The sequence below is a fragment of the Vibrio sp. qd031 genome (genome assembly GCF_002100145.1).
In the GTDB taxonomy this organism is placed as follows: domain Bacteria; phylum Pseudomonadota; class Gammaproteobacteria; order Enterobacterales; family Vibrionaceae; genus Vibrio.
This window is the reverse complement of record NZ_JXQD01000022.1, coordinates 1-21,075: the sequence shown is the minus strand read 5'-3', so window position 1 is coordinate 21,075 and position 21,075 is coordinate 1. Positions and strand designations below refer to the sequence as shown.

Annotated in this window: 24 protein-coding genes; 9 read left to right on the top strand and 15 right to left on the bottom strand. The window is 47.0% G+C overall.

Annotated elements, in window-relative coordinates:
* The 9 genes from ST37_RS08040 to fkpA all read right to left on the bottom strand — a co-directional run.
* The coding region (locus ST37_RS08040) for an elongation factor Tu (protein ID WP_143698163.1) at positions 1 to 749 on the bottom strand (749 nt) is incomplete at its 3' end.
* A gap of 144 nt (positions 750 to 893) precedes the next feature.
* Positions 894 to 2,990: an elongation factor G gene (gene fusA / locus ST37_RS08035; RefSeq protein WP_084885312.1), complete on the bottom strand. Its 2,097-nt coding sequence runs from the start codon at positions 2,988 to 2,990 to the stop codon at positions 894 to 896.
* Between the two features lie 162 nt (positions 2,991 to 3,152).
* Positions 3,153 to 3,623, bottom strand: coding sequence for a 30S ribosomal protein S7 (rpsG, locus tag ST37_RS08030; RefSeq protein WP_084885310.1), 471 nt, complete (start codon positions 3,621 to 3,623; stop codon positions 3,153 to 3,155).
* A gap of 116 nt (positions 3,624 to 3,739) precedes the next feature.
* Positions 3,740 to 4,114 (bottom strand): 30S ribosomal protein S12, encoded by a 375-nt coding sequence (rpsL, locus tag ST37_RS08025; RefSeq protein WP_005417208.1) that lies wholly within the window; start codon positions 4,112 to 4,114, stop codon positions 3,740 to 3,742.
* A gap of 213 nt (positions 4,115 to 4,327) precedes the next feature.
* Positions 4,328 to 4,606, bottom strand: coding sequence for a DsrH/TusB family sulfur metabolism protein (locus ST37_RS08020; protein WP_084885308.1), 279 nt, complete (start codon positions 4,604 to 4,606; stop codon positions 4,328 to 4,330).
* A 3-nt stretch (positions 4,607 to 4,609) separates the two neighbouring features.
* Positions 4,610 to 4,966 carry a sulfurtransferase complex subunit TusC gene (gene tusC / locus ST37_RS08015; RefSeq protein ID WP_084885305.1) on the bottom strand — a complete coding sequence of 119 codons (357 nt, stop codon included), beginning with the start codon at positions 4,964 to 4,966 and terminating at the stop codon, positions 4,610 to 4,612.
* Positions 4,963 to 5,295: a sulfurtransferase complex subunit TusD gene (tusD, locus tag ST37_RS08010; protein ID WP_242426254.1), complete on the bottom strand. Its 333-nt coding sequence runs from the start codon at positions 5,293 to 5,295 to the stop codon at positions 4,963 to 4,965. Before tusD ends, tusC begins: the two co-directional genes overlap by 4 nt.
* Positions 5,296 to 5,351: 56 nt before the next feature.
* Positions 5,352 to 6,032 carry a transcriptional regulator gene (locus ST37_RS08005; RefSeq protein WP_084885301.1) on the bottom strand — a complete coding sequence of 227 codons (681 nt, stop codon included), beginning with the start codon at positions 6,030 to 6,032 and terminating at the stop codon, positions 5,352 to 5,354.
* Between the two features lie 157 nt (positions 6,033 to 6,189).
* Entirely contained in the window at positions 6,190 to 6,972 is a 783-nt protein-coding gene (gene fkpA / locus ST37_RS08000) for an FKBP-type peptidyl-prolyl cis-trans isomerase (RefSeq protein WP_084885299.1), read from the bottom strand.
* 132 nt (positions 6,973 to 7,104) lie between these two features.
* Between fkpA and ST37_RS07995 the strand changes: the two genes are divergently transcribed.
* Together ST37_RS07995 and ST37_RS07990 are read left to right on the top strand one after the other, a co-directional pair.
* Entirely contained in the window at positions 7,105 to 8,082 is a 978-nt protein-coding gene (locus ST37_RS07995; RefSeq protein ID WP_084885297.1) for a hypothetical protein, read from the top strand.
* Between the two features lie 23 nt (positions 8,083 to 8,105).
* Positions 8,106 to 8,345: a SlyX family protein gene (locus ST37_RS07990; protein WP_084885295.1), complete on the top strand. Its 240-nt coding sequence runs from the start codon at positions 8,106 to 8,108 to the stop codon at positions 8,343 to 8,345.
* A gap of 21 nt (positions 8,346 to 8,366) precedes the next feature.
* Here ST37_RS07990 and ST37_RS07985 read toward each other — a convergent pair whose 3' ends face one another.
* The 5 genes from ST37_RS07985 to kefG form a co-directional block, all read right to left on the bottom strand.
* Positions 8,367 to 9,314 (bottom strand): isoaspartyl peptidase/L-asparaginase, encoded by a 948-nt coding sequence (locus ST37_RS07985; protein WP_084885293.1) that lies wholly within the window; start codon positions 9,312 to 9,314, stop codon positions 8,367 to 8,369.
* Between the two features lie 70 nt (positions 9,315 to 9,384).
* Positions 9,385 to 9,942 (bottom strand): peptidylprolyl isomerase, encoded by a 558-nt coding sequence (gene slyD / locus ST37_RS07980; protein WP_084885291.1) that lies wholly within the window; start codon positions 9,940 to 9,942, stop codon positions 9,385 to 9,387.
* 261 nt (positions 9,943 to 10,203) lie between these two features.
* Positions 10,204 to 10,398: a YheV family putative zinc ribbon protein gene (locus ST37_RS07975; protein ID WP_084885289.1), complete on the bottom strand. Its 195-nt coding sequence runs from the start codon at positions 10,396 to 10,398 to the stop codon at positions 10,204 to 10,206.
* 4 nt (positions 10,399 to 10,402) lie between these two features.
* The gene (gene kefB / locus ST37_RS07970) at positions 10,403 to 12,196 is read right to left on the bottom strand and encodes a glutathione-regulated potassium-efflux system protein KefB (protein ID WP_084885288.1); all 1,794 of its coding nucleotides are present in this window, start codon (positions 12,194 to 12,196) and stop codon (positions 10,403 to 10,405) included.
* Positions 12,196 to 12,774, bottom strand: a complete 579-nt coding sequence (gene kefG / locus ST37_RS07965; RefSeq protein ID WP_242426253.1) for a glutathione-regulated potassium-efflux system ancillary protein KefG — start codon at positions 12,772 to 12,774, stop codon at positions 12,196 to 12,198. The genes kefB and kefG overlap by 1 nt, the downstream gene beginning before the upstream one ends.
* Positions 12,775 to 12,888: 114 nt before the next feature.
* Between kefG and ST37_RS07960 the strand changes: the two genes are divergently transcribed.
* Positions 12,889 to 14,793, top strand: coding sequence for an ABC transporter ATP-binding protein (locus ST37_RS07960; RefSeq protein ID WP_084885284.1), 1,905 nt, complete (start codon positions 12,889 to 12,891; stop codon positions 14,791 to 14,793).
* Positions 14,794 to 14,857: 64 nt separating this feature from the next.
* Positions 14,858 to 15,316, top strand: coding sequence for a TIGR02444 family protein (locus ST37_RS07955; RefSeq protein WP_084885282.1), 459 nt, complete (start codon positions 14,858 to 14,860; stop codon positions 15,314 to 15,316).
* An 18-nt stretch (positions 15,317 to 15,334) separates the two neighbouring features.
* Here the strand turns inward: ST37_RS07955 and ST37_RS07950 are convergent, their stop codons facing one another.
* Positions 15,335 to 15,940: a LysE family translocator gene (locus ST37_RS07950; RefSeq protein WP_084885280.1), complete on the bottom strand. Its 606-nt coding sequence runs from the start codon at positions 15,938 to 15,940 to the stop codon at positions 15,335 to 15,337.
* A 120-nt stretch (positions 15,941 to 16,060) separates the two neighbouring features.
* On the opposite strand from ST37_RS07950, the gene ST37_RS07945 reads away from it, so the two are divergent.
* The 5 genes from ST37_RS07945 (at position 16,061) to crp (ending at position 20,540) form a co-directional block, all read left to right on the top strand.
* Positions 16,061 to 17,440, top strand: a complete 1,380-nt coding sequence (locus ST37_RS07945) for a PLP-dependent aminotransferase family protein (RefSeq protein ID WP_084885278.1) — start codon at positions 16,061 to 16,063, stop codon at positions 17,438 to 17,440.
* A complete protein-coding gene (locus tag ST37_RS07940) occupies positions 17,437 to 18,408 on the top strand; it encodes a hydrolase (RefSeq protein WP_084885276.1) in 972 nt (323 codons plus the stop codon). The genes ST37_RS07945 and ST37_RS07940 overlap by 4 nt, the downstream gene beginning before the upstream one ends.
* Positions 18,409 to 18,474: 66 nt before the next feature.
* Positions 18,475 to 18,735 carry a YheU family protein gene (locus ST37_RS07935; RefSeq protein ID WP_084885274.1) on the top strand — a complete coding sequence of 87 codons (261 nt, stop codon included), beginning with the start codon at positions 18,475 to 18,477 and terminating at the stop codon, positions 18,733 to 18,735.
* A gap of 46 nt (positions 18,736 to 18,781) precedes the next feature.
* Positions 18,782 to 19,651 (top strand): phosphoribulokinase, encoded by an 870-nt coding sequence (locus ST37_RS07930; protein WP_084885272.1) that lies wholly within the window; start codon positions 18,782 to 18,784, stop codon positions 19,649 to 19,651.
* Between the two features lie 256 nt (positions 19,652 to 19,907).
* Positions 19,908 to 20,540, top strand: a complete 633-nt coding sequence (gene crp, locus ST37_RS07925) for a cAMP-activated global transcriptional regulator CRP (protein ID WP_084885271.1) — start codon at positions 19,908 to 19,910, stop codon at positions 20,538 to 20,540.
* Positions 20,541 to 21,075 lie beyond the last annotated feature (535 nt).

Here is a 21,075-nt window from a genome sequence, read left to right as displayed (position 1 = left end):
TCTTTGATACCTACGATTTCTACTTCGTCACCTACGTTTAGGATACCGCGCTCGATACGACCAGTTACTACAGTACCACGGCCTTGGATAGAGAATACGTCTTCGATTGGCATTAGGAATGGCAAATCAACAGCACGCTCTGGCTCTGGAATGTAAGAATCTAGTGCTTCTGCAAGCTCAACGATTTTGTCTTCCCACTCTTTCTCGCCGTTTAGTGCGCCAAGAGCAGAACCCTGGATTACAGGTAGGTCGTCGCCTGGGAAGTCGTATTCAGATAGAAGTTCACGAACTTCCATTTCTACTAGCTCAAGAAGCTCTTCATCATCAACCATGTCACATTTGTTCATGAATACGATGATGTAAGGGATACCAACCTGACGGCCTAGTAGGATGTGCTCACGAGTTTGAGGCATTGGGCCATCAGTCGCAGCAACAACTAGGATACCACCGTCCATTTGCGCAGCACCAGTGATCATGTTTTTAACGTAATCGGCGTGTCCTGGGCAGTCTACGTGTGCGTAGTGGCGAGATGGAGTATCGTACTCTACGTGAGAAGTAGCGATTGTGATACCGCGCTCACGCTCTTCTGGAGCGTTATCGATAGATGCGAAGTCTTTCGCTTCACCGCCGTATACTTTAGCCAAAGTAGTACAGATAGCAGCAGTAAGAGTAGTTTTACCGTGGTCAACGTGGCCGATAGTACCAACGTTAACGTGCGGTTTAGTACGTTCAAATTTTTCTTTAGACACGATTGTGTTCCTTCCTAGTTATTGATTCGCCAAGACTACAACAAGGTCAAGGCGCGCCAGAATTTGCTATTTTATGCGCCATCTAACGAATGCGCAATAGAATCATTATTAAACAATCCAACAAATGTCGATTTATCGAGTTGCTTAAGTACGCTCTGCAATAATGCCTTGTGCAACATTCTTAGGAATTTCAGCGTATTCTTTGAATTCCATAGAGTATGAAGCACGGCCTTGAGTTGCCGAACGTAAGTCAGTTGCGTAACCGAACATCTCCGCCAATGGGACTTGAGCACGAACGATTTTAAGACCAGCGTGGCCTTCGTCCATACCTTCGATCATGCCGCGGCGACGGTTTAAATCACCTACAACATCACCCATCCAATCTTCTGGAGTGGTTACTTCAACCTTCATCATTGGCTCAAGAAGGACAGGTTGCGCTTCAAGCGCACCGCTTCTAAATGCCATCGAGCCAGCGATCTTAAACGCCATCTCGTTTGAATCGACATCGTGGAACGAGCCATCAAACAGAGTCGCTTTAACATCCAGCACTGGATAACCAGCAAGGACACCATTGTTCATCTGCTCTTCGATACCTTTCGCTACCGATGGGATGTACTCTTTTGGAATCACACCACCCACGATTTCGTCCACGAAGACAAATCCTTCACCTTGCTCTGCTGGTTCTAGCTTCAGCCATACGTGACCATATTGACCACGACCACCAGATTGGCGAACAAATTTGCCTTCAATTTCTGTTGTTCCACGGATTGTTTCGCGGTAAGCCACTTGAGGTTTACCGACATTACAATCAACGCTGAACTCACGTTTCATTCGATCAACGATGATATCTAGGTGTAGTTCACCCATACCTGAAATCAAGGTTTGACCGGTTTCGTCGTCTGTTTCTACACGGAAAGACGGATCTTCTGCAGCCAGTTTTCCTAGCGCGATACCCATTTTGTCTTGATCCGCTTGAGAGCGTGGTTCTACGGCAATCTGAATCACAGGCTCAGGAAACTCCATGCGCTCCAAAATCACTTTATGATTTTGGTCACACAAAGTATCACCAGTAGTCACGTCTTTAAGGCCAATGGCTGCGGCGATATCGCCTGCGCGCACTTCTTTGATCTCTTCGCGTTTATTTGAGTGCATCTGCACAATACGGCCGAGACGTTCTTTTTTCATTTTCACTGAGTTGTAAACCGCATCACCCGAGTTGATCACTCCAGAGTAAACACGCATAAACGTCAGTGTACCCACGAACGGGTCAGTAGCAATTTTAAACGCCAAAGCTGCGAACGGTTCGTTGTCGTCGGCGTGACGTTCAACGATGTTCTCATCGTCGTCTTCGCCCTTGATTGCAGGGACGTCGACTGGCGATGGAAGATATTCGATGACGGCATCCAATACCGCTTGTACGCCTTTGTTCTTAAATGCACTGCCACAGGTCGCGAGAACAATTTCATTGTTTAAAGTACGAGTACGAAGACCAAGTTTAATCTCTTCTTCGCTCAACTCGCCTTCTTCAAGGTACTTGTCCATCAGCTCTTCGTTGGCTTCAGCTGCCGCTTCGATCATCTCAAGGCGGTACTCTTCAGCTAATTCAACCATATCGGCAGGGATCTCTTCATAACTGAAGGTCATGCCTTGATCGGCTTCGTTCCAGTTAATGGCTTTCATCTTAATGAGATCAACCACACCTTCAAAGTTTTCTTCAGCGCCAATATTTAACTGAATAGGCACTGGAGTTGCACCCAAACGGTCTTTGATTTGCTGAACAACGGCTAGGAAGTCTGCACCAGCACGGTCCATCTTGTTGACGAAAACCATGCGAGGCACTTTATACTTGTCGGCCTGACGCCAAACAGTCTCAGACTGAGGCTCAACACCAGACGCACCACAAAAAACCACTACAGCACCATCAAGTACGCGCAAGGAACGTTCAACTTCAATGGTGAAGTCTACGTGCCCTGGAGTATCGATGATGTTAACGCGATGGTCTGGGAATTGTGCTTCCATACCACGCCAAAAAGTGGTGGTCGCAGCCGAAGTAATGGTAATACCGCGTTCTTGTTCTTGTTCCATCCAGTCCATGGTGGCGGCACCATCGTGCACTTCACCAATTTTGTGAGAAAGACCAGTATAAAAAAGAATCCGCTCACTGGTGGTAGTTTTACCAGCATCTACGTGAGCCACAATACCGATGTTACGGTAACGCTCGATAGGGGTTTTGCGAGCCACTTTGCATCCTTTGTTTTAAGAACGATGAATAGGAATTATTGATGTTTCAAATACAAAACTATCGCTTATAAGAAGCGATGGCATAAAGGGGCATTTGAAATACGAATAAGCCCTAAAGGAAGTAGGTAAGATGCTGCGGCAAGCCGCAGCATCTTAAAGGCATTACCAGCGGTAATGAGCAAACGCTTTGTTAGCGTCAGCCATGCGGTGAACGTCTTCACGTTTCTTAACCGCAGTACCTTTGTTCTCAGACGCATCTAGCATTTCAGCAGCTAGGCGTTGAGCCATAGATTTTTCACCACGCTTACGCGCAGCTTCAACTACCCAACGCATAGCAAGAGCGTTACGGCGAACCGGACGAACTTCTACAGGTACTTGGTAAGTTGAACCACCCACACGGCGAGATTTAACCTCTACCGCTGGACGAACATTTTCAAGAGCTTCTTCAAATACAGCTAAGTGATCTTTACCAGATTTCTCAGCCATAGTGTCTAGTGCAGTGTAAACAATTTTCTCTGCTACAGATTTTTTACCGTCAACCATAAGGATGTTAACGAATTTTGCCAGCAATTCTGATTTGAATTTAGGATCTGGAAGGATCTTACGCTGACCAATGACGCGACGACGTGGCATGGATAATTCTCCGTTGTCTTCTTCAGGTTTTTTCCAAAACTTTTCAGTTTTATAAAAACTATAAAATGTAAAATAAGTGTTTGGCCTTACTTAACGCCTTTCTTTGCAGAAAGAGATTAAGACTTAGGACGCTTCACACCGTACTTAGAACGACCTTTCTTACGGTCATTAACGCCTGCACAGTCAAGTGCACCACGAACAGTGTGGTAACGTACACCAGGAAGGTCTTTAACACGACCGCCACGGATAAGAACAACACTGTGCTCTTGAAGGTTGTGACCTTCACCGCCGATGTAAGAAGTTACTTCAAAACCGTTAGTTAGACGTACACGACATACTTTACGTAGTGCCGAGTTAGGTTTTTTAGGGGTTGTAGTGTATACACGAGTACATACACCACGTTTTTGTGGGCACGCTTCTAGTGCTGGCACGTTGCTTTTAACAACTTGCTTTGCACGAGGCTTGCGTACCAACTGGTTAATAGTTGCCATTAACTAGCTCCTGAAATTTACTTAAAAGTAAGCTTTTGTGAAAAATCTAGTCCTTTAGCACCACAAACTCTTCATAGAGTAGGGTTTTAAAGGACGCGAAATTTTATGCAGTGATGAGAGGTGTGTCAAGGAATATACGATCTTTTTTTAACCGCACGCGGCTAGGCAACCACGTCGTCCACACCGTTTGGGAGACCGTTTGGCAAGATTGCCTCACCCCCAATGAATGGACTTGCTATGACGCGCGGTGAGTTCCACCAAATCCGCCATGGAAATGGCCATTGAATCATAACGTTGAATCAATCCCCTACTCACCAAGTCAGTGTCAAGAAATGAATACGAATTCACTTTTTCTAGTAGCGTTTTTTTAGGATGCGTAGCAAGCGCCAAATAGGCGGCCTGTTGAATAAGTAAAAGATGATCATCGTTAGAGATAAACGGCAATGCGACACTGAGCTGCTCAAGTGAGCTGACAATATGTAATGTCGACATGGGCTAAAACCTCATTACTTTATCGCATTGGGCAAGTCTGTCTGCCATGGCACTATCGTCCAGCACCTCGCAGTCGATGATCAAATCGTCGGCGGTCAGTCCATAACCCACCATTGCAGAGCCACTAACCAGCACATCTTCGATATCGTACAGTTCGAGTAATTTAAACGCACTCACGTAATCTTTTAACTTTTGAGCCTCAGGCTCTTGCGCCGATAACAGCTGTAATACACCCTCACCAACAAATAGACAGCATAGCTCTTCACTATACGCCGAGGTTGCTAGAACAGCGTCTAAGCCTTCACGGCCACTTGCATTAGTGTGAGGGGCTTGAGTAAACAAAAAACCAATCGAACTCAAAACTGCACCACCCTGTCATAACTTAATAGCGCCTCAGCAAGACTGCCCAGGCCGACCTGCTCAAAAGAATGCGCAACATTGTGCGCAGCAAGTTGATGCTGCTTGGCTTCGTCTTTACTCACAACGCCGCGTCTTAATGCCGCTGCAACGCAGGTTTCCAGCGCAAATTGATATTGGTGAGCAAGTGTTTGCCACTCTTGCACTACATGTAACTCATCATTGGCTGGGACCACAAGCTCACTTGCTTGACTGACACCAGACTGATAGAAGAACACCTTGTTTAGCTGGTGCTCAGACTCCGCTAGAGCTTTTGCAAACTCTAACGCCATATGTGTGGCTTGATTGCCATACACATCACCAGTGACAACAAGTGCGTAGCTCAGACTCAAATTTCTTCGTCCTCAGTCTTACGTTGACGGATATACAAATACACCGTGTGCTTAGAAATGTTTAAGCGATCCGCGACACGGTTTATAGCGTCCTTGATGTCGAAGATACCTTTATCATAGAGCTCCATCACGATTTGGCGATTCTTAGTGTTATTAGAGACCGATTTATCCGCATTGATCTCTTCGATAGTACGTTCAACCGTTTGATCCACCAGCTCTTCCACATCGCTGGCAAAGTTTACTGACGATGCTGCGTCATTTGCTTCGTCGGTGGGCATAAAGGATTGGAGTACTTGTGAAAAAGGGGCATCTAAATTGACGTTGATACACAGCAATCCAATCACTCGGTTATCGTCATTACGAATGGCAATTGTGATCGACTTCATCAACACGCCGCCTTTGGCACGAGTGAAGTAGGAACGGGAGAAGTTACGTTCTGACTTCTCGATGTCTTTCAACATTTTGAGCGCCAGGTCGGTGATCGGAGACCCTACTTGCCTACCGGTATTTTCACCGTTAGCAATTTTAATCGCAGACGTATTCAAGTCTTCAAGTGAGTGCAAAACGATCTCACAAAATGGACCAATTAAACTTGCGATACCATCTACCACCGCTTCGTATGAGCGTAAGATGATTTTATCGTGTTTGCTAAACGGTTTTACGTCAACCGACTCCATCTCTAGGAGTACATCTGCATGGACAGTTTCTGTAGTCACATTTGCCTCTAGACACTAATTATGATTCTAGATGAAAGTTTATCAGAAAATTTGAAGAAAAAATTAAGGCTCGGAAATTCCGAGCCTTAATAGTGATCTACCGCAATATTTTTTGCGCTTATTGAGCCGCTTCTTCCGCTTGCTCAACAATTTCTAGCAATTCAACGTCAAATATTAGAGTCGAGTTCATTGGGATGTTTGGTACATCCTGAGCGCCGTAGGCAAGCTCTGGCGGGATAACAAACTTGTACTTAGAGCCAACTTGCATAAGTTGAACACCTTCAGTCCAACCAGGGATTACCCGGTCCAATGGGAATGAAGCTGGTTCGCCACGCTCAACAGAGCTGTCAAACTGAGTGCCGTCAATCAATGTGCCGGTGTAGTGAACGGTCACAACGTCAGTCGCTGCTGGAGACTCACCTTCTGCAGCGCTAAGCACTTGGTAAAGTAGGCCAGAGTCTGTTTTCATCACGCCGTCTTGTTTTTCAAACTCAGCGCGGAAATCTTCACCGACTTTGATCGCTTTCTCAGCGGCTTCTGCAGCCATCATTTGCGCTTTTTCTTGAACGCGTTGATCGAGGCTTTGCAGGGCCATCATGATCTCTTCATCAGAAAGCTCTGCGCCTTCGCCGAAACCATCTTCGATACCCTTAAGTACCAATGCGCTATCTAGATTGATGCCCAGCTCTTTAGGCTTGTCGATAGATTGCTTTAGGAATGTTGCGAACTGAGCACCGATTGCGTATGACGCTTTTTCATCTTCTGTGTTAAAAGTCATTGCGACTACTTGAGTTTCTTCCTGCGCAGCCGATACTTCTGGTTGAGAAGCTTCTTCTTTCTGACAGCCTACAGCAAATGCTACCGTTGCAGCGAGCAGTGAAACTTTAAATAGTGATTTCATTCATATCTCCAAAATGGACAAGCCATTATATTTAACTTGCACCTCGCACAAAATGTTTAAGCTGTGCGCGATACTATAACTGTAATCAATTGTGCTTCTTAAAGCGAAGCGTCTAACCAACGGTGTAGAGCATTGAAAAAAACAATACTAAATGTCGCCTCTGTGTTGTGTGTCATCTTTGTGTTAGCTGGGTGTTTTTTTAAAACTCAGCAACTTAGCCAATGGCAACTTGCTGATGACACGACGTCGAGCTTAGCACTTTCTCGCGATGGTCGTTTTAGCATAGCTTATTCTAAACAAGATCATCTTATACTATGGGATCTTTTACAAAACAAGCAATTAGCCCATTTAGGCGCTCAAGATCCGTCATCCAGTGAGGTGACTCGCATTCGCTTCTCAGACAATGGTCTGTATGCAATTACTGCAACCCAAATGAATTTCGCTGTATGGGAGCTCGCTTGGAGCCAGTCACTGGGCTTATGGTCCATCTCCGATGGCACCATTAGAGATCTCGACGTCGCGAACAATGGTGAGCACGTCTTATTGGGTCTCACTAACGGTAAGGCTATCTATGTCAATGTGGCCACCGGACGCCGCCTTGAATTTCTTGCTCACCAAGAAAAAGTCAACACCGTTGCCTTATCGAGCAATGGTCGCTACGCCCTATCTGGAGGTAACGACTATTTCGCCTACCTGTGGGACACACAGACTGGGCAAGCACTATTTCAATTTGAGCACCAAGCACGAGTCAATCGGGTGGCCTTGGATCGAGATGGACGCTGGGCATTTACCTCTGACGCCAATGACGCGTTTATATGGGACATCAGAACGGGTGAAAAAGTTTCAACGTTAAGCACCTTTTTACGTCAACAGGTGTTTTCTACTGCACGATTCTCCGATGATGGGCAGTGGCTAATAACAGGTACGCCGGCTGGAAAGGTCGCTGTTTGGGATGTCGCCAGCGGGAAAAAGCGTCAGGCTTGGAGCGTCGAGCCCAATAAAGAGTCTAGACCTGCTATCGCGGTGGTGTATGATGCGACCTTCACTCCGAATAACAGTATCGTCGCAGGCTCGTCTGCCGGTATTGTTCAAGAGTGGGCAATGCCTTAACCCACGCACTATTGGAAATACACATGAGCCAGTCATCGAACGACACAAAACTGCAGCAACTTGAGCAAACCATTATCGACCTAGAGGTCAAATTGGCGTTTCAAGAACAAACCATTGACGAACTCAACCAAGCGCTCAGTGATCAACAGTTAGTGATCAGCAAAATGCAAACCCAAATGAAATATGTGGTTGGCAAAGTAAAAAACTTGGGGGAAAGTAATCTTGCCGACGAAACGGAAGAAACACCGCCACCCCATTACTAAGCACTAACACGCCAGACGGCGCTACTTCGCGTAGATACTGATTTCCAAATCACCTAACGGAGTTATTACCGCGCGATACATGCCGCTGCTGTTCATTGAAAAGTGATGTTGCCCCTGTGAATCCATAGCGATGAGACCACCCTCGCCGCCCATCTCTTTTAATTCACCATGAATAATGGTGTCACAAGAGACGCTCATAGGCTCGCCAAGATAACGCATACGAGCAGCGACATCCGATGCCACAGTCTGACGAATAAAATACTCACCCATACCTGTGGTTGAAACGGCGACAGTACTATTCTCAGCAAAGGTTCCAGCGCCAATAATGGCGGTATCGCCAACACGTCCAAACTTTTTGTTGGTGACCCCTCCAGTGCTGGTCGCCGCGGCCAAGTTCCCATCCATATCCAAAGCGACCGCACCCACTGTGCCGTATTTTTTATCGTCAGGGTATCGACTCTCGGACAGCGCAAACAACCCTTTATCTTTCATTGACTGAAGCTGCTCGTAGCGACGTTCAGTAAAGAAATAGTCTTGCTCGACAAACGGGTAATCTAAGGTTTTTGCAAAGGCTTGTGCGCCTTCTCCCAGTAACATCACATGGGGACTGTGCAGCATCACATCCCTCGCCAACATAATAGGGTTGGCCACATACTTCACGCCAGCAACCGCGCCCGCATCGCGCTGTCGACCGTGCATGACAGAAGCGTCCATCTCAACCATTTCTTCGTGTGTCAGGACCGACCCATGGCCGGCATTAAAGTGGGGACTATTCTCCAACACCATGACGGCTGCAACTGTGGCATCCAGCGCATCTCCGCCATCCGCTAACACTGTATACCCAGCGTGAGCGGCCTTGCTCAATGCTTGCTCGATCTCACTTTGCAATTCAGCCGACATCTGTTCGCGCACTATGGTCCCAGCACCACCATGAATGGCGATGGCAATTGGAGATGATTGTTTGGTCATGCCGTTTCCTTTATTCTGTCCTACACACAAAAAAGCCTTCCAAGTGGAAGGCTTTTTCTAAATCATTGGATTAGTGATTTGAGCAGCACTCTTCACCTTTTCCACAGTCGCCTTCGCCACCGCAACACTCATGGTCATCACCATGGTTGTGACCACAGCCACCTTCTTTGTGGATATGACCGTGTTCAACTTCTTCCGCGGTTGCTTCACGTACTGCAACAACTTCAACATCAAAAGTTAGCGTATGGCCAGCAAGCATGTGGTTACCATCAACAACGACTTCATCGCCATCCACTTCAGTCACTTCAACTGGGATCGGACCTTGGTCAGTATCCGCTAGAAAACGCATACCTACTTCAATCTCATCAACACCTTGGAATACATTTGCAGGTACACGTTGTACAAGATCGTCACTGTGTTCACCGTAGGCATCTTCGGCAGTCACTGTCGCACTGAACTTGTCGCCAGCTTGCTTACCTTCGAGCTCACGCTCAAGACCAGTGATCAGGTTATTGTGACCGTGCAAGTAGTCCAAAGGCGCTTCAACGCTAGACTGATCAACGACAACACCATCTTCAAGTTTGACTTGGTAGGCGAGACTTGCAACGCGATTGTTTTCAATTTTCATATTCAATATACCTGATTCATCAAGACTAAGGCTTACAGCAAAGCAGTATGAGATAACACGCTGCTCAAAAAAAGAGCGGCAATAATACAGAAATCTGACGTTTTTGCCACTGTCTTATTAATGGTGATTGCTGTGTGAAAATTCAATGCGCGATTGTTTAAGAAATCTAACGGTCACAAAAGGCAAGGCATCATCACTTTTACACTTTGTTGGGCTACGCTTAGTTCGACGTCATCGGCGAGTGGCACCGCTACTCACCCATCACTCTGGCTTAAATATCCCGATCATGTCTTGTTCTGCCTGAGGGCTTTCTTCAAGTGACTTGGGCTTGCGTTGATCTATGTGCCCACAGTCCACGCACTCCACCATTTCTATATTGTTTTCGATCCACCAACGCAAACTGTCGGCGCTCGAACATTTTGGGCATTTCGCACCAGCGATAAATCGCTTCTTCATTCCACTAACTCCAGTCGTGACCTTGTGGCTTGTCTTTTTCCATCTCTCGGCCAAATATTTCTTCTAGCTCTTTTCGAGCTTCTTTTGCGCGAAGCGCTAAATCTTTATCGTCAGTATGCTGCGGCAATAGCTCTTCCAGCATGCGATTGTCGAGCTTTTTAAAATGCGCTTCGGCTCGAGCCGCCTGATATGGGTGCATACCCAACTCAATAAGTGCTTGCCTTCCAAGGTCTAGGGCACCCAAAAAGGTCTCTCGAGAAAAGTTATCGACCCCATGATTAATCAATTGGTACGCTTCGACACGGCTGCGCGCACGCGCCATCACTTTAAGGTGGGGAAAATGCTGCTTACACAGTCCGACGATGGCCAAAATTTCGTCGGGAGAGTCAGTACACAGTAGTATGGCCTCGGCCGTTTCAACACCGGCGCTGCGCAACAGTTCCAAGTTGGTCGCATCCCCATAATAGACTTTGTAGCCGTATTTACGAAGCAGCTGGATCTGACTTGCGTCACTTTCCAAAATAGTAATTTTAACCTTGTTGGCGTACATCAGTCGGCCAACAATTTGACCGAAACGTCCAAAGCCAGCCACGATCACGCGGGGCTTTTTATCTATTACCGTTTGCGGCTCATTAAATTCGGGTTCATTAATGGTTCGTGCAAACCAGCGATCTTGAGCAATCAACAGCAGCGGCGTTGTCACCATAGAGAGACTGACAATAACCAATAAAAAACTCACGGTCTCAGCGTCTAACAATCCCTGAGACTGTGCAGCGGTATACAGCACAAAGGCAAATTCTCCACCTTGGCTGAGTATCGCCGCCATTTTTGAGCGCGCTTTTGCACGAGTACCAAATAATCTTGCAAGCACATAGAGTACCAGCGCTTTAGTGACCACCAAAGCAATCACCGCGGTAAATATCTCCAAAGGGTACAGCGCTAAAAGCCCTAAATTTACCGCCATGCCAACGGACATAAAAAAGAGCCCAAGCAATAGCCCTTTAAAAGGCTCAATGGTGATTTCTAACTCGTGCCTAAATTCACTTTCGGCTAACAGCACACCGGCTAAAAAGCTGCCAAGTGCCATCGACAATCCCATAAAGTTCATGACGTAGGCTATGCCAACCACCACGAGCAGCGCGGTGACAGTAAACATCTCTCTTGTACGGGTTGAAATTGCATATCGAAATAGCGGTCGCAGTAAAAAGTGACCAGCCACAAGCAGTGCTAACACACCTGCGATAGTGGACAATGCCGACAACCAATCACCAGCAACATTGCCAGCCAGCACGGGCAACAGAGCCAGCATCGGGATCACCGCGATATCTTGAAACAGCAATACCGCAAAGCCCGACTGACCGGTTTCACTTCCAGCCAAACCCTGTTCTTCAATGACCCGCAAAGCTATTGCAGTGGACGACAATGCCAGCCCCATAGCAATGGCCGTACTCACATTCCAGCTAAATCCGAGCAGAGATACTGCCCCAGTTAGAAGCGCACTGGTAACGAGCACTTGAGCACCACCTAGCCCAATAATGGGCCGACGCATTTGCCACAGTTTTTTGGGGTTAAGCTCTAAACCAATCAGAAAGAGCAGCAGTACCACGCCAAACTCTGAAAAGTGTAGAATTGATTCGACATCTTTTATGAGTCCTAATCCCCACGGACCAATCGCGACTCCTGCGAGCAAATAGCCGAGTACAGAGCCAAGACCCAAACGTTGAGCCAGTGGCACTGCAGCCACTGCTGCGACCAAAAAAGTCACGCTGTTTTGCAAAAATTCGTTGCCCAATGCCATTAGCCACTCTCCTTACTGCCCAGAGGGTGTTGTAACCACAGTCTAAATTCTTCAGCGTGAGCATATCGCTCGGCATCACTAACATTATGCGACCAATATAAAACCATCGGCTCAAGCCAGTGCATTTGACACAACGCGGCGGTCATTTCAAATGGGCGTAGAAAATCATTTAAGGTGTACTGATTGTAACCATCGCTAGAAAACGCATCGTCATTGCCACCTGTTGAGATCACCGTTTTCCACGTTTTCCCTTTCAACTGTGCCCCTTCACCATAAGCGAAGCCTTTTTCAAGTACCCGATCCATCCACTCTTTAAGAAGCGAAGGACAAGAATAGAGAAACATTGGAAATTGAAACACAATAATGTCGTGCTTCATAAGTAGCTGGTGCTCAGCATCAACATCAATAAAAAAATCTGGGTAATGGGCGTACAAGTCGTGGACGGTGACATGCGAAAGATCCTGAACCTTTTTGAGCATCAGGTGATTGACAATCGAATGTTCTAAGTCTGGGTGAGCGACCACCAATAGTACTTTGGGCTTCGAATTGAGTTGCGAGCTTTTTTGCGATCCTTGCAATGGCTTTTCCTGTATAGCGCACGATATTCTAAAGTATAGCCTTCGCATCATATCCTATTTCGCTCGATACTTGGTATACTCGGCGCCAATCAATTTTTTTGTACAACGGCTCACATGATCACTTTCTCCAATATTCAACTGCTGCGTGGCGGCAAAGCCCTTCTAGACAACGCTACAGCCACTATCCATCCCGGTGACAAAGTCGGCCTTGTGGGCAAGAATGGGTGCGGAAAGTCAACGCTATTTAGCTTAATGAAAGATGAACTCACCATTGATGGGGGTGACTTTAGTCTCCCCAAACATTGGGAGTTGGCGTGGGTAGCACAGGAAACCCCAGCGCTAGAGCGAGAAGCAATAGAATACGTGATTGATGGCGATCGCGAGTTTCGCCGACTCGAAGCCGACCTTAAGCGCGCCGAAGAACAAGATAACGGCACGCTCGCTGCTGAACTGCATGGGAAAATTGACACCATAGGTGGATACACCATTCGATCGCGCGCCGCAGAACTGCTCAATGGTTTAGGATTTTCTCAAGCACAAATGAGTTGGAACCTTACTCAGTTTTCAGGGGGGTGGCGAATGAGACTCAACCTAGCACAAGCCCTGCTGTGCCGCTCAGACCTGTTGCTGCTCGATGAGCCGACTAACCACTTGGACTTGGACGCAGTGATGTGGCTAGAAAAGTGGCTACAAAATTACCCTGGGACGCTAGTGCTGATCTCACACGATAGAGATTTTCTCGATCCCATCGTAAAACGCATTATCCATGTCGAAAACCAGACCTTAAATGAGTACACCGGTAACTATTCGTCATTTGAAACTCAACGCGCTCAGAAACTACTGCTGCAACAAGCACAGTTTCAAAAGCAGCAGAAGCAAATGGCGCATATGCAGAGCTATATTGATCGCTTCCGTTATAAGGCATCAAAAGCACGCCAAGCCCAAAGCCGGATAAAAGCGCTAGAAAAAATGGAAAAGGTATTACCTGCGCAATTTGATAATCCCTTCAGTTTCGAATTTCGCGAGCCCGAGGCTCTGCCCAATCCGATTCTGATGATGGAAGAGGTCGTCGCTGGCTACGACGACACCATCATTTTAGATAAGATCAAACTCAACTTAGTCCCTGGCAGCCGTATTGGCCTGCTGGGACGAAATGGTGCAGGTAAGTCGACGCTCATAAAGTTATTGGCCAAAGAGCTCAATGCACAGCAAGGCCTACTTAGCTACTCTCAAGGTGTCAAAATTGGGTATTTTGCGCAGCATCAATTAGAGACCCTTCACCCACAAGAATCGCCTCTGCAACACATGATGCAAATTGCGCCCAATCATACTGAACAACAGCTTAGAGATTACTTAGGCAGCTTTGGCTTTTTAGGCGATAAGGCGCTAGACGCAGTTGCTCCGTTTTCTGGTGGTGAAAAAGCCCGCCTCGTGCTCGCCCTAGTGGTATGGCAAAAGCCGAATTTATTGTTGCTCGATGAACCGACTAACCACCTCGACTTAGATATGCGTCAAGCATTGACCATGGCATTGCAAACCTTTGAGGGTGCAATGGTCATCGTGAGTCACGATCGCTACTTACTTCGTGCCACCAGTGACGACTTGTATTTAGTGCATGACAAGCAGGTAGAGCCCTTTAACGGCGACCTTAACGATTACTATAAATGGCTGACCGAGCAACAAAAAGTAGAAAGACAAGAGCTTAAAGTCGACAAACCAAAATCGTCCGACAACAGTGCGGCGGCTCGTAAAGAGCAAAAGCGCAAACAGGCCGAATTGCGAAAACTCAGTGCGCCATTGCGTAAGAAAATTGAGAAGTGTGAGTCAAAAATGGATTCCCTCTCCGAACTTTTAGCGCAAAATGAACTGAAGCTCGCAGACAATTCTATTTACGAAGAAGACAATAAAGCCATTCTTACTCAGGTACTTGATCAACAAGCATCGGCAAAAGCGGAGTTAGAAGAAGTCGAAATGGAATGGATGGACGCACAAGAGCAACTTGAAGCCATGCAAGAATAACGCAGCACACCACCAAAGACGCCTCAACGGGATACTCGAGTGGTGACATTCACAAGGAACGAGAATGACTCACAGCGCATTGCCTCGATTAACATTGGAGCGCCTTTGGCAATTTAGCCTGCAGTACTATGGTGACCGACGCATTAAAGATGCGTGCTTGAAGCTGCAAAACCTTTACGGTGGAAACGTGAACTTACTTTTGCTACTCAAATGGTTAGACGAACAGAAGCTGGCACTTAACAAGCAAGACTTAGTGGCTCTTAATCGTGCTTTGCAACGTTCAGAGACGCTGTTGATTCAATATCGCGAGTTGCGTCGCCAGTTAAAAAAAGAAGTGCCCGATTCACTTTACCGAGAATCCCTGCAGTTCGAGCTGTTGTTAGAAAAGCAGCAGCAATCTGACCTAGTAGATTGCATCAATCAGCTCAATCTTAGTGAGACCAGCAGCGCTAAACTGACACAAATTTATTGCGAGCAACTTAGCGCTGATTCTTTAGTCGCTATTTTCCATCAAAGTGCATAATGCCATCGCAATGCCCAGCTACCAAATAAACACCACGCACGACGCGGTAAGCGCCGCCATAACATAGTTGAACTGGCTTTGCGCTCTAGGTGTCGAAAGCCAGCGTCGAATCAATGCCCCAAAACCAATCCATACCGACGACGTTTGTACTTGCACCACCACAAACACACAACAAATGGATAATATCGACAGCCAATAATAAGCCCCTGAGAGGGTGAACGTTCCCACAGCGGCCACCGACATCATCCAAGCTTTAGGGTTTAAAAACTGGAACAGAGCCGCTTGCAGCAGCGTCATTGGCGAGCTTTCTTCACTATCCGCAATTGACGCGTTATTTGAAACTTTGGTAGTGGCAATTTTCCAGCTCAAGTACAACAGATAGCTGCACCCAGCCACTTTCAACCCCGTTTGAGCGGCGGGGTACAATCGAAACAACACATCCAGCCCTGCTGCAGACAACACAATCAAGGTATTCAACCCTAGTGCAATGCCTAAGAAATGCGGAATCGAGCGACGATACCCAAAATTGGCCCCCGATGCGGTCAACATGACGTTGTTCGGTCCAGGTGTCCCGGTCATCACTAAGGCAAACACGGCAATAGACACAAAATAACCCCAATCCATGACTTACTCCCCTTTAAATTGTATCGGTACAATCTGATTCCGAGTTTGATTTATGCGCATCATTGCGGCAAAATCACCCTAACACTGGCCAAAATTGAACGCAAAGGATTTATTGTCACCATGACAATCCCAACAATGGACGTACAATCCAAGATCCCCATGTACAAACAAATTGCCCAATGGATCGGCACTCAGATTCAATCTGGCGAGCTGCAGTACCACCAAAAACTGCCCACGCACCGCGCCTTAGCCGACCAACTGGGTGTCACCATTGGCACAGTGACACGTGCGTACGCTGAAGCAGAACGCCAAGGACTGGTTGAAGCCCGCGTTGGTGCCGGTACGTATGTCCGAAACCCAAACCAAGGTGGATGGGTATTTGAGGAGCAGCAAGAGCATGTGAAATGTCATCTTGGGTATAACATTCCTCCGTTTATCGAGCGAGACCAGATGATGAGTCAAGCCATGTCTCAGCTTAGCCAGTCACCGCAGCTGCTCAATCAATTGATGCTTTATCAAAGCGCAGTAGGTAACGAGGGCCATAAATCGGTCGTTTGTGACTGGTTGACTACTCACAACATTCACCTGTCAGCTAGGCAATTGCTATTTTGTCACGGTGCGCAACACGCATTGCAGCTTGTGATGGACGGGTTTTGCTCTGCGGGAGATACATTGCTGGTTGAGGAGAAAACCTATCCAGGGTTACTCAATGCTGCAAAACAGAAACAACTCAGTTTAAAGTCCGTTGTCATGGACGAGCAAGGGATCACCCCGCAAAGCTTGGAGACCGCTTGCCAGCGTTTTCGGCCGCGCTTTGTGTATTTAACGCCGACTCTGCAAAACCCCACGACCGCAACGATGCCACTGGATCGCAGGCACGCCATCATCGATATTTGTAAACGCTTTGACGTGATTATCATTGAAGACGATATCAATGGCTTACTTGAACCGAATGCACCCACCGCTATGGTTAATCTTGCGCCTGAGCAGGTTATCTATGTGAATGCTTTCTCTAAAACCTTAGCGCCAGGATTGCGAGTGGGCTTTTTACACGCACCAAGGCCCCTCTACTCGACGTTAGCCCAAACGCTACAAAACCATAGCTGGATGGTCAGTCCATTATTAATAGCGTTATGCTGCCAACTTATTGAAAGTGGCAACGCCGACAAAGTATTGGAATTAGTGCGCCAAGAAATGACGCAGCGATATCAGCTAGTGACTCAATATCTATCGAAATATCACATTGTTGGGCGAGGTGTGGGGTTTCACGCCTGGTTGCCTTTGCCTGAACACTGGAAGCTGTCGGAGTTTGTGCAGCAGGCGGAGCTGCAAGGATTAACCGTTAAATCAGCCGAGCTTTTTGCGCCTCCTGCGACAGCCATTGAGCCAGCAGTGCGGCTGTCCGTGAGTGCCCCTGTCGACAAAAATGAACTCGAGCAAGGCTTAAAAGCCCTTGTGACATTACTAGAGTCTCAACCCGACCAGAGCTTTGTACTATGAATCCCTTTATTCCAGCCCGTGGATTATCCAACCCACACATTCAAACTTTGGCTCCGAGATTCATTCGCAAAAATGCCGTACTTACTGGCTACCGTGAGCGATTAGAGACTCCCGATAATGACTTTTTGGATCTGGTGTGGAGCGAAGGCGACGCACAACGTCAGCATTCCAACAAACCCATTTTTGTGCTTTTCCATGGCCTTGAAGGCTCATTTGAAAGCCCGTACGCCAATGGATTGATGGAGGCTTTTGCCCGCCACGGCTGGTTATCTGTGATGATGCATTTTAGAGGTTGCAGTGGTGAAATAAACCGACTCGCACGTGCCTATCACTCTGGCGAAACGGACGATGCGCGGCTGCTGCTTGAGCACATAAGGCAGCGCTATCCACACAACCCCATCGCGGTTATTGGCGTATCGTTAGGCGGCAATATGATGGTCAACTATTTGGCCAAATACTCGGACGATCCCATCACTTCATCCTGCGCGGTTATCTCAGCTCCACTCGATTTAGCGTGCTGCTCGGCTCGAATTGAACAAGGTTTTTCAAGACTGTACAGAAACCATTTACTGGGTTCGCTAAAACAAAACGCGCTTAAAAAATTGCATTTACTTGAACAAGCCTTACCCATTACCGCAGACGATATACACTCTATGAAACGTCTTTATGAGTTTGATGAACAGATCACCGCACCGCTGCACGGATTTAAAGATGCAGCCCATTACTATGAGGCCTGCAGTGGATTGCCAAAGCTCGCCCAGGTGGATACGCCTTTACTTGTTATCCACGCTAAAGATGATCCCTTTATGACCGATGCGGTGATCCCAAGTTTCCGCTTACCCAATGCGGTAGACTATCGCTTGTATGAACATGGTGGGCACGTTGGCTTTGTTGGTGGCGAAGCACTCTCTCCCAAACTTTGGCTAGAAGAGGCTCTCCCTACCCACTTCAACAATTTGATCAGATAGGTTTGCTATCGGCGCTATGACTGTCTATGATTTTTCTCCCTTAATTGGAAACCTTAGGTCACGACTATGATTATTCCCTGGCAAGAGATCGCCAGCGACACCCTGCAAAACTTACTGTCTGAGTTCGTGCTGCGAGAAGGGACCGATTACGGTGATGCCGAGTGCACGCTTGATGACAAGATCGATCAGGTCAAACAACAACTGATCCGTGGTGAAGCGCATATTGTCTATTCGGAGCTTCATGAAAGTATCGATATCAAAACGAGCCAGTCGTTACGCAGCGACACCCCAAATGAGTACGACGGGCCACATGATGGCCAAGATTAATTGCCCGTCGACTACCGTGACGACGAGTGTATAAACAAGGAATGTTATGTCAGCGAAACACCCAATTATTGCAGTAACGGGGTCTTCTGGAGCAGGGACAACCACCACTTCAGAAGCCTTTCGAAAAATGTTTAACATGATGAAGGTGAAAGCAGCGTGGGTCGAAGGCGATTGCTTCCATCGCTACACGCGTCCAGAAATGGATGTCGCGATTCGAAAGGCAAAAGAGCAAGGCAAACACATTAGCTACTTTGGTCCAGAGGCCAATGACTTTGGCGCTCTTGCTAATTTCTTCGATCAGTACGGTCAAGATGGCAGCGGTAAAATCCGTCAGTATCTACATACGTTTGATGAAGCTGTGCCGTTTAATCAAATGCCTGGCACCTTTACCCCATGGCAAGAGTTGCCAAGCGACAGTGATGTACTCTTTTACGAAGGTCTGCACGGTGGAGTTAAAGATGGTGACGTGGATGTCGCAAAGCACGTCGACTTCCTAATAGGCATGGTGCCGATTGTAAACTTGGAATGGATTCAAAAATTTGTTCGAGATACTCGCGATAGAGGTCATTCGAGAGAAGCGGTAATGGATTCTATCGTTCGCTCTATGGATGACTATCTTAATTACATTACGCCGCAATTTTCTCGAACACACATAAACTTTCAACGTGTCCCAACTGTCGATACATCCAATCCACTTAATGCAAAAGGGATCCCTAGTCTCGATGAAAGCTTTGTAGTGATACGTTTAAGAGGGATAAAAAATATGGATTATCCCTATTTGTTGTCTATGATAGATGGCTCTTTTATGTCCAGGCACAACACCATTGTAGTGCCTGGCGGTAAGATGAGTTTTGCGATGGAATTGATAGTCAGACCTATCTTGCAACAATTAATCGAAACCGGGAAAATCGGGTAATCTCGATACATCTGATACTAAAGTTTAAAAGCGTGTGAGTAGTCACACTTTATGTGTGAGATTTAGGCTTTTGGCTCGATCAAAACCAAGATTTCCCATGCAAAACACGGTAGTATTTTTAGCCTAATGATAAGACGAGTTGCAGCAAGCACAGTTGCACTTTATGCTAGTTCCCCGGTTGCTTATGCAATCGAGCCGGTCTCACGACTGAAAATGGAATTGCTGCTAAGCGAACTCTGCAGAGGAAGATAAGAATATGGTTTTAGGTAAACCTCAAACAGACCCTACACTAGAATGGTTTTTGTCACACTGCCACATTCACAAGTACCCATCAAAGAGCACTTTGATCCACGCTGGTGAAAAAGCAGAAACCCTTTACTACATCGTAAAAGGTTCAGTAGCCGTACTGATCAAAGATGAAGAAGGCAAAGAGATGATCTTGTCTTACCTTAACCAAGGTGACTTCATTGGCGAGCTAGGTTTGTTTGATGAAGAACAAGAGCGTACTGCTTGGGTTCGTGCGAAATCACCTTGTGAAGTCGCTGAAATCTCTTTCAAGAAGTTCCGTCAACTCATCCAGGTCAATCCTGATATTCTAATGCGTCTTTCGTCTCAAATGGCGAAACGTCTGCAAGTAACTAGCCAAAAAGTCGGCGACCTTGCTTTCCTAGACGTAACAGGCCGAATTGCTCAAACGCTACTTAACCTAGCAAAACAACCTGATGCAATGACTCACCCAGACGGCATGCAAATTAAGATCACTCGTCAAGAGATTGGTCAGATTGTTGGCTGTTCGCGTGAAACTGTAGGTCGTATCCTTAAGATGCTTGAGGAACAAAACCTAATTTCTGCGCACGGTAAAACAATTGTGGTTTACGGCACTCGCTAAACCCACAACATCAAATCTAAAAAACCACCGCTCGCGGTGGTTTTTTTTCGCCTCGATACCGGCCCGTTTTGCGCTTGCGCACAACGTACCGATAGCGAATTGAACGAAAGAGGCTAGCTCTTGCTAACCGCAACAATCAAAACTTTACCACCCGTCACTACCATGAGCCTCCCGCTAACGCGTGAGTCGCACGGTATTGACTCGATACCGGCCCGTTTTGCGCTTGCGCACAACGTACCGGTAGCGAATTGAACGAAAGAGGCTAGCTCTTGCTAACCGCAACAATCAAAACTTTACCACCCGTCACTACCATGAGCCTCCCGCTAACGCGTGAGTCGCACGGTATTGACTCGATACCGGCCCGTTTTGCGCTTGCGCACAACGTACCGGTAGCGAATAGAACGAAAGAGGCTAGTTCTTGCTAACCGCAACAATCAAAACTTTCCCAACCGTCACTACCATGAGCCTCCCGCTAACGCGTGAGTCGCACGGTATTGACTCGATACCGGCCCGTTTTGCGCTTGCGCATAACGTA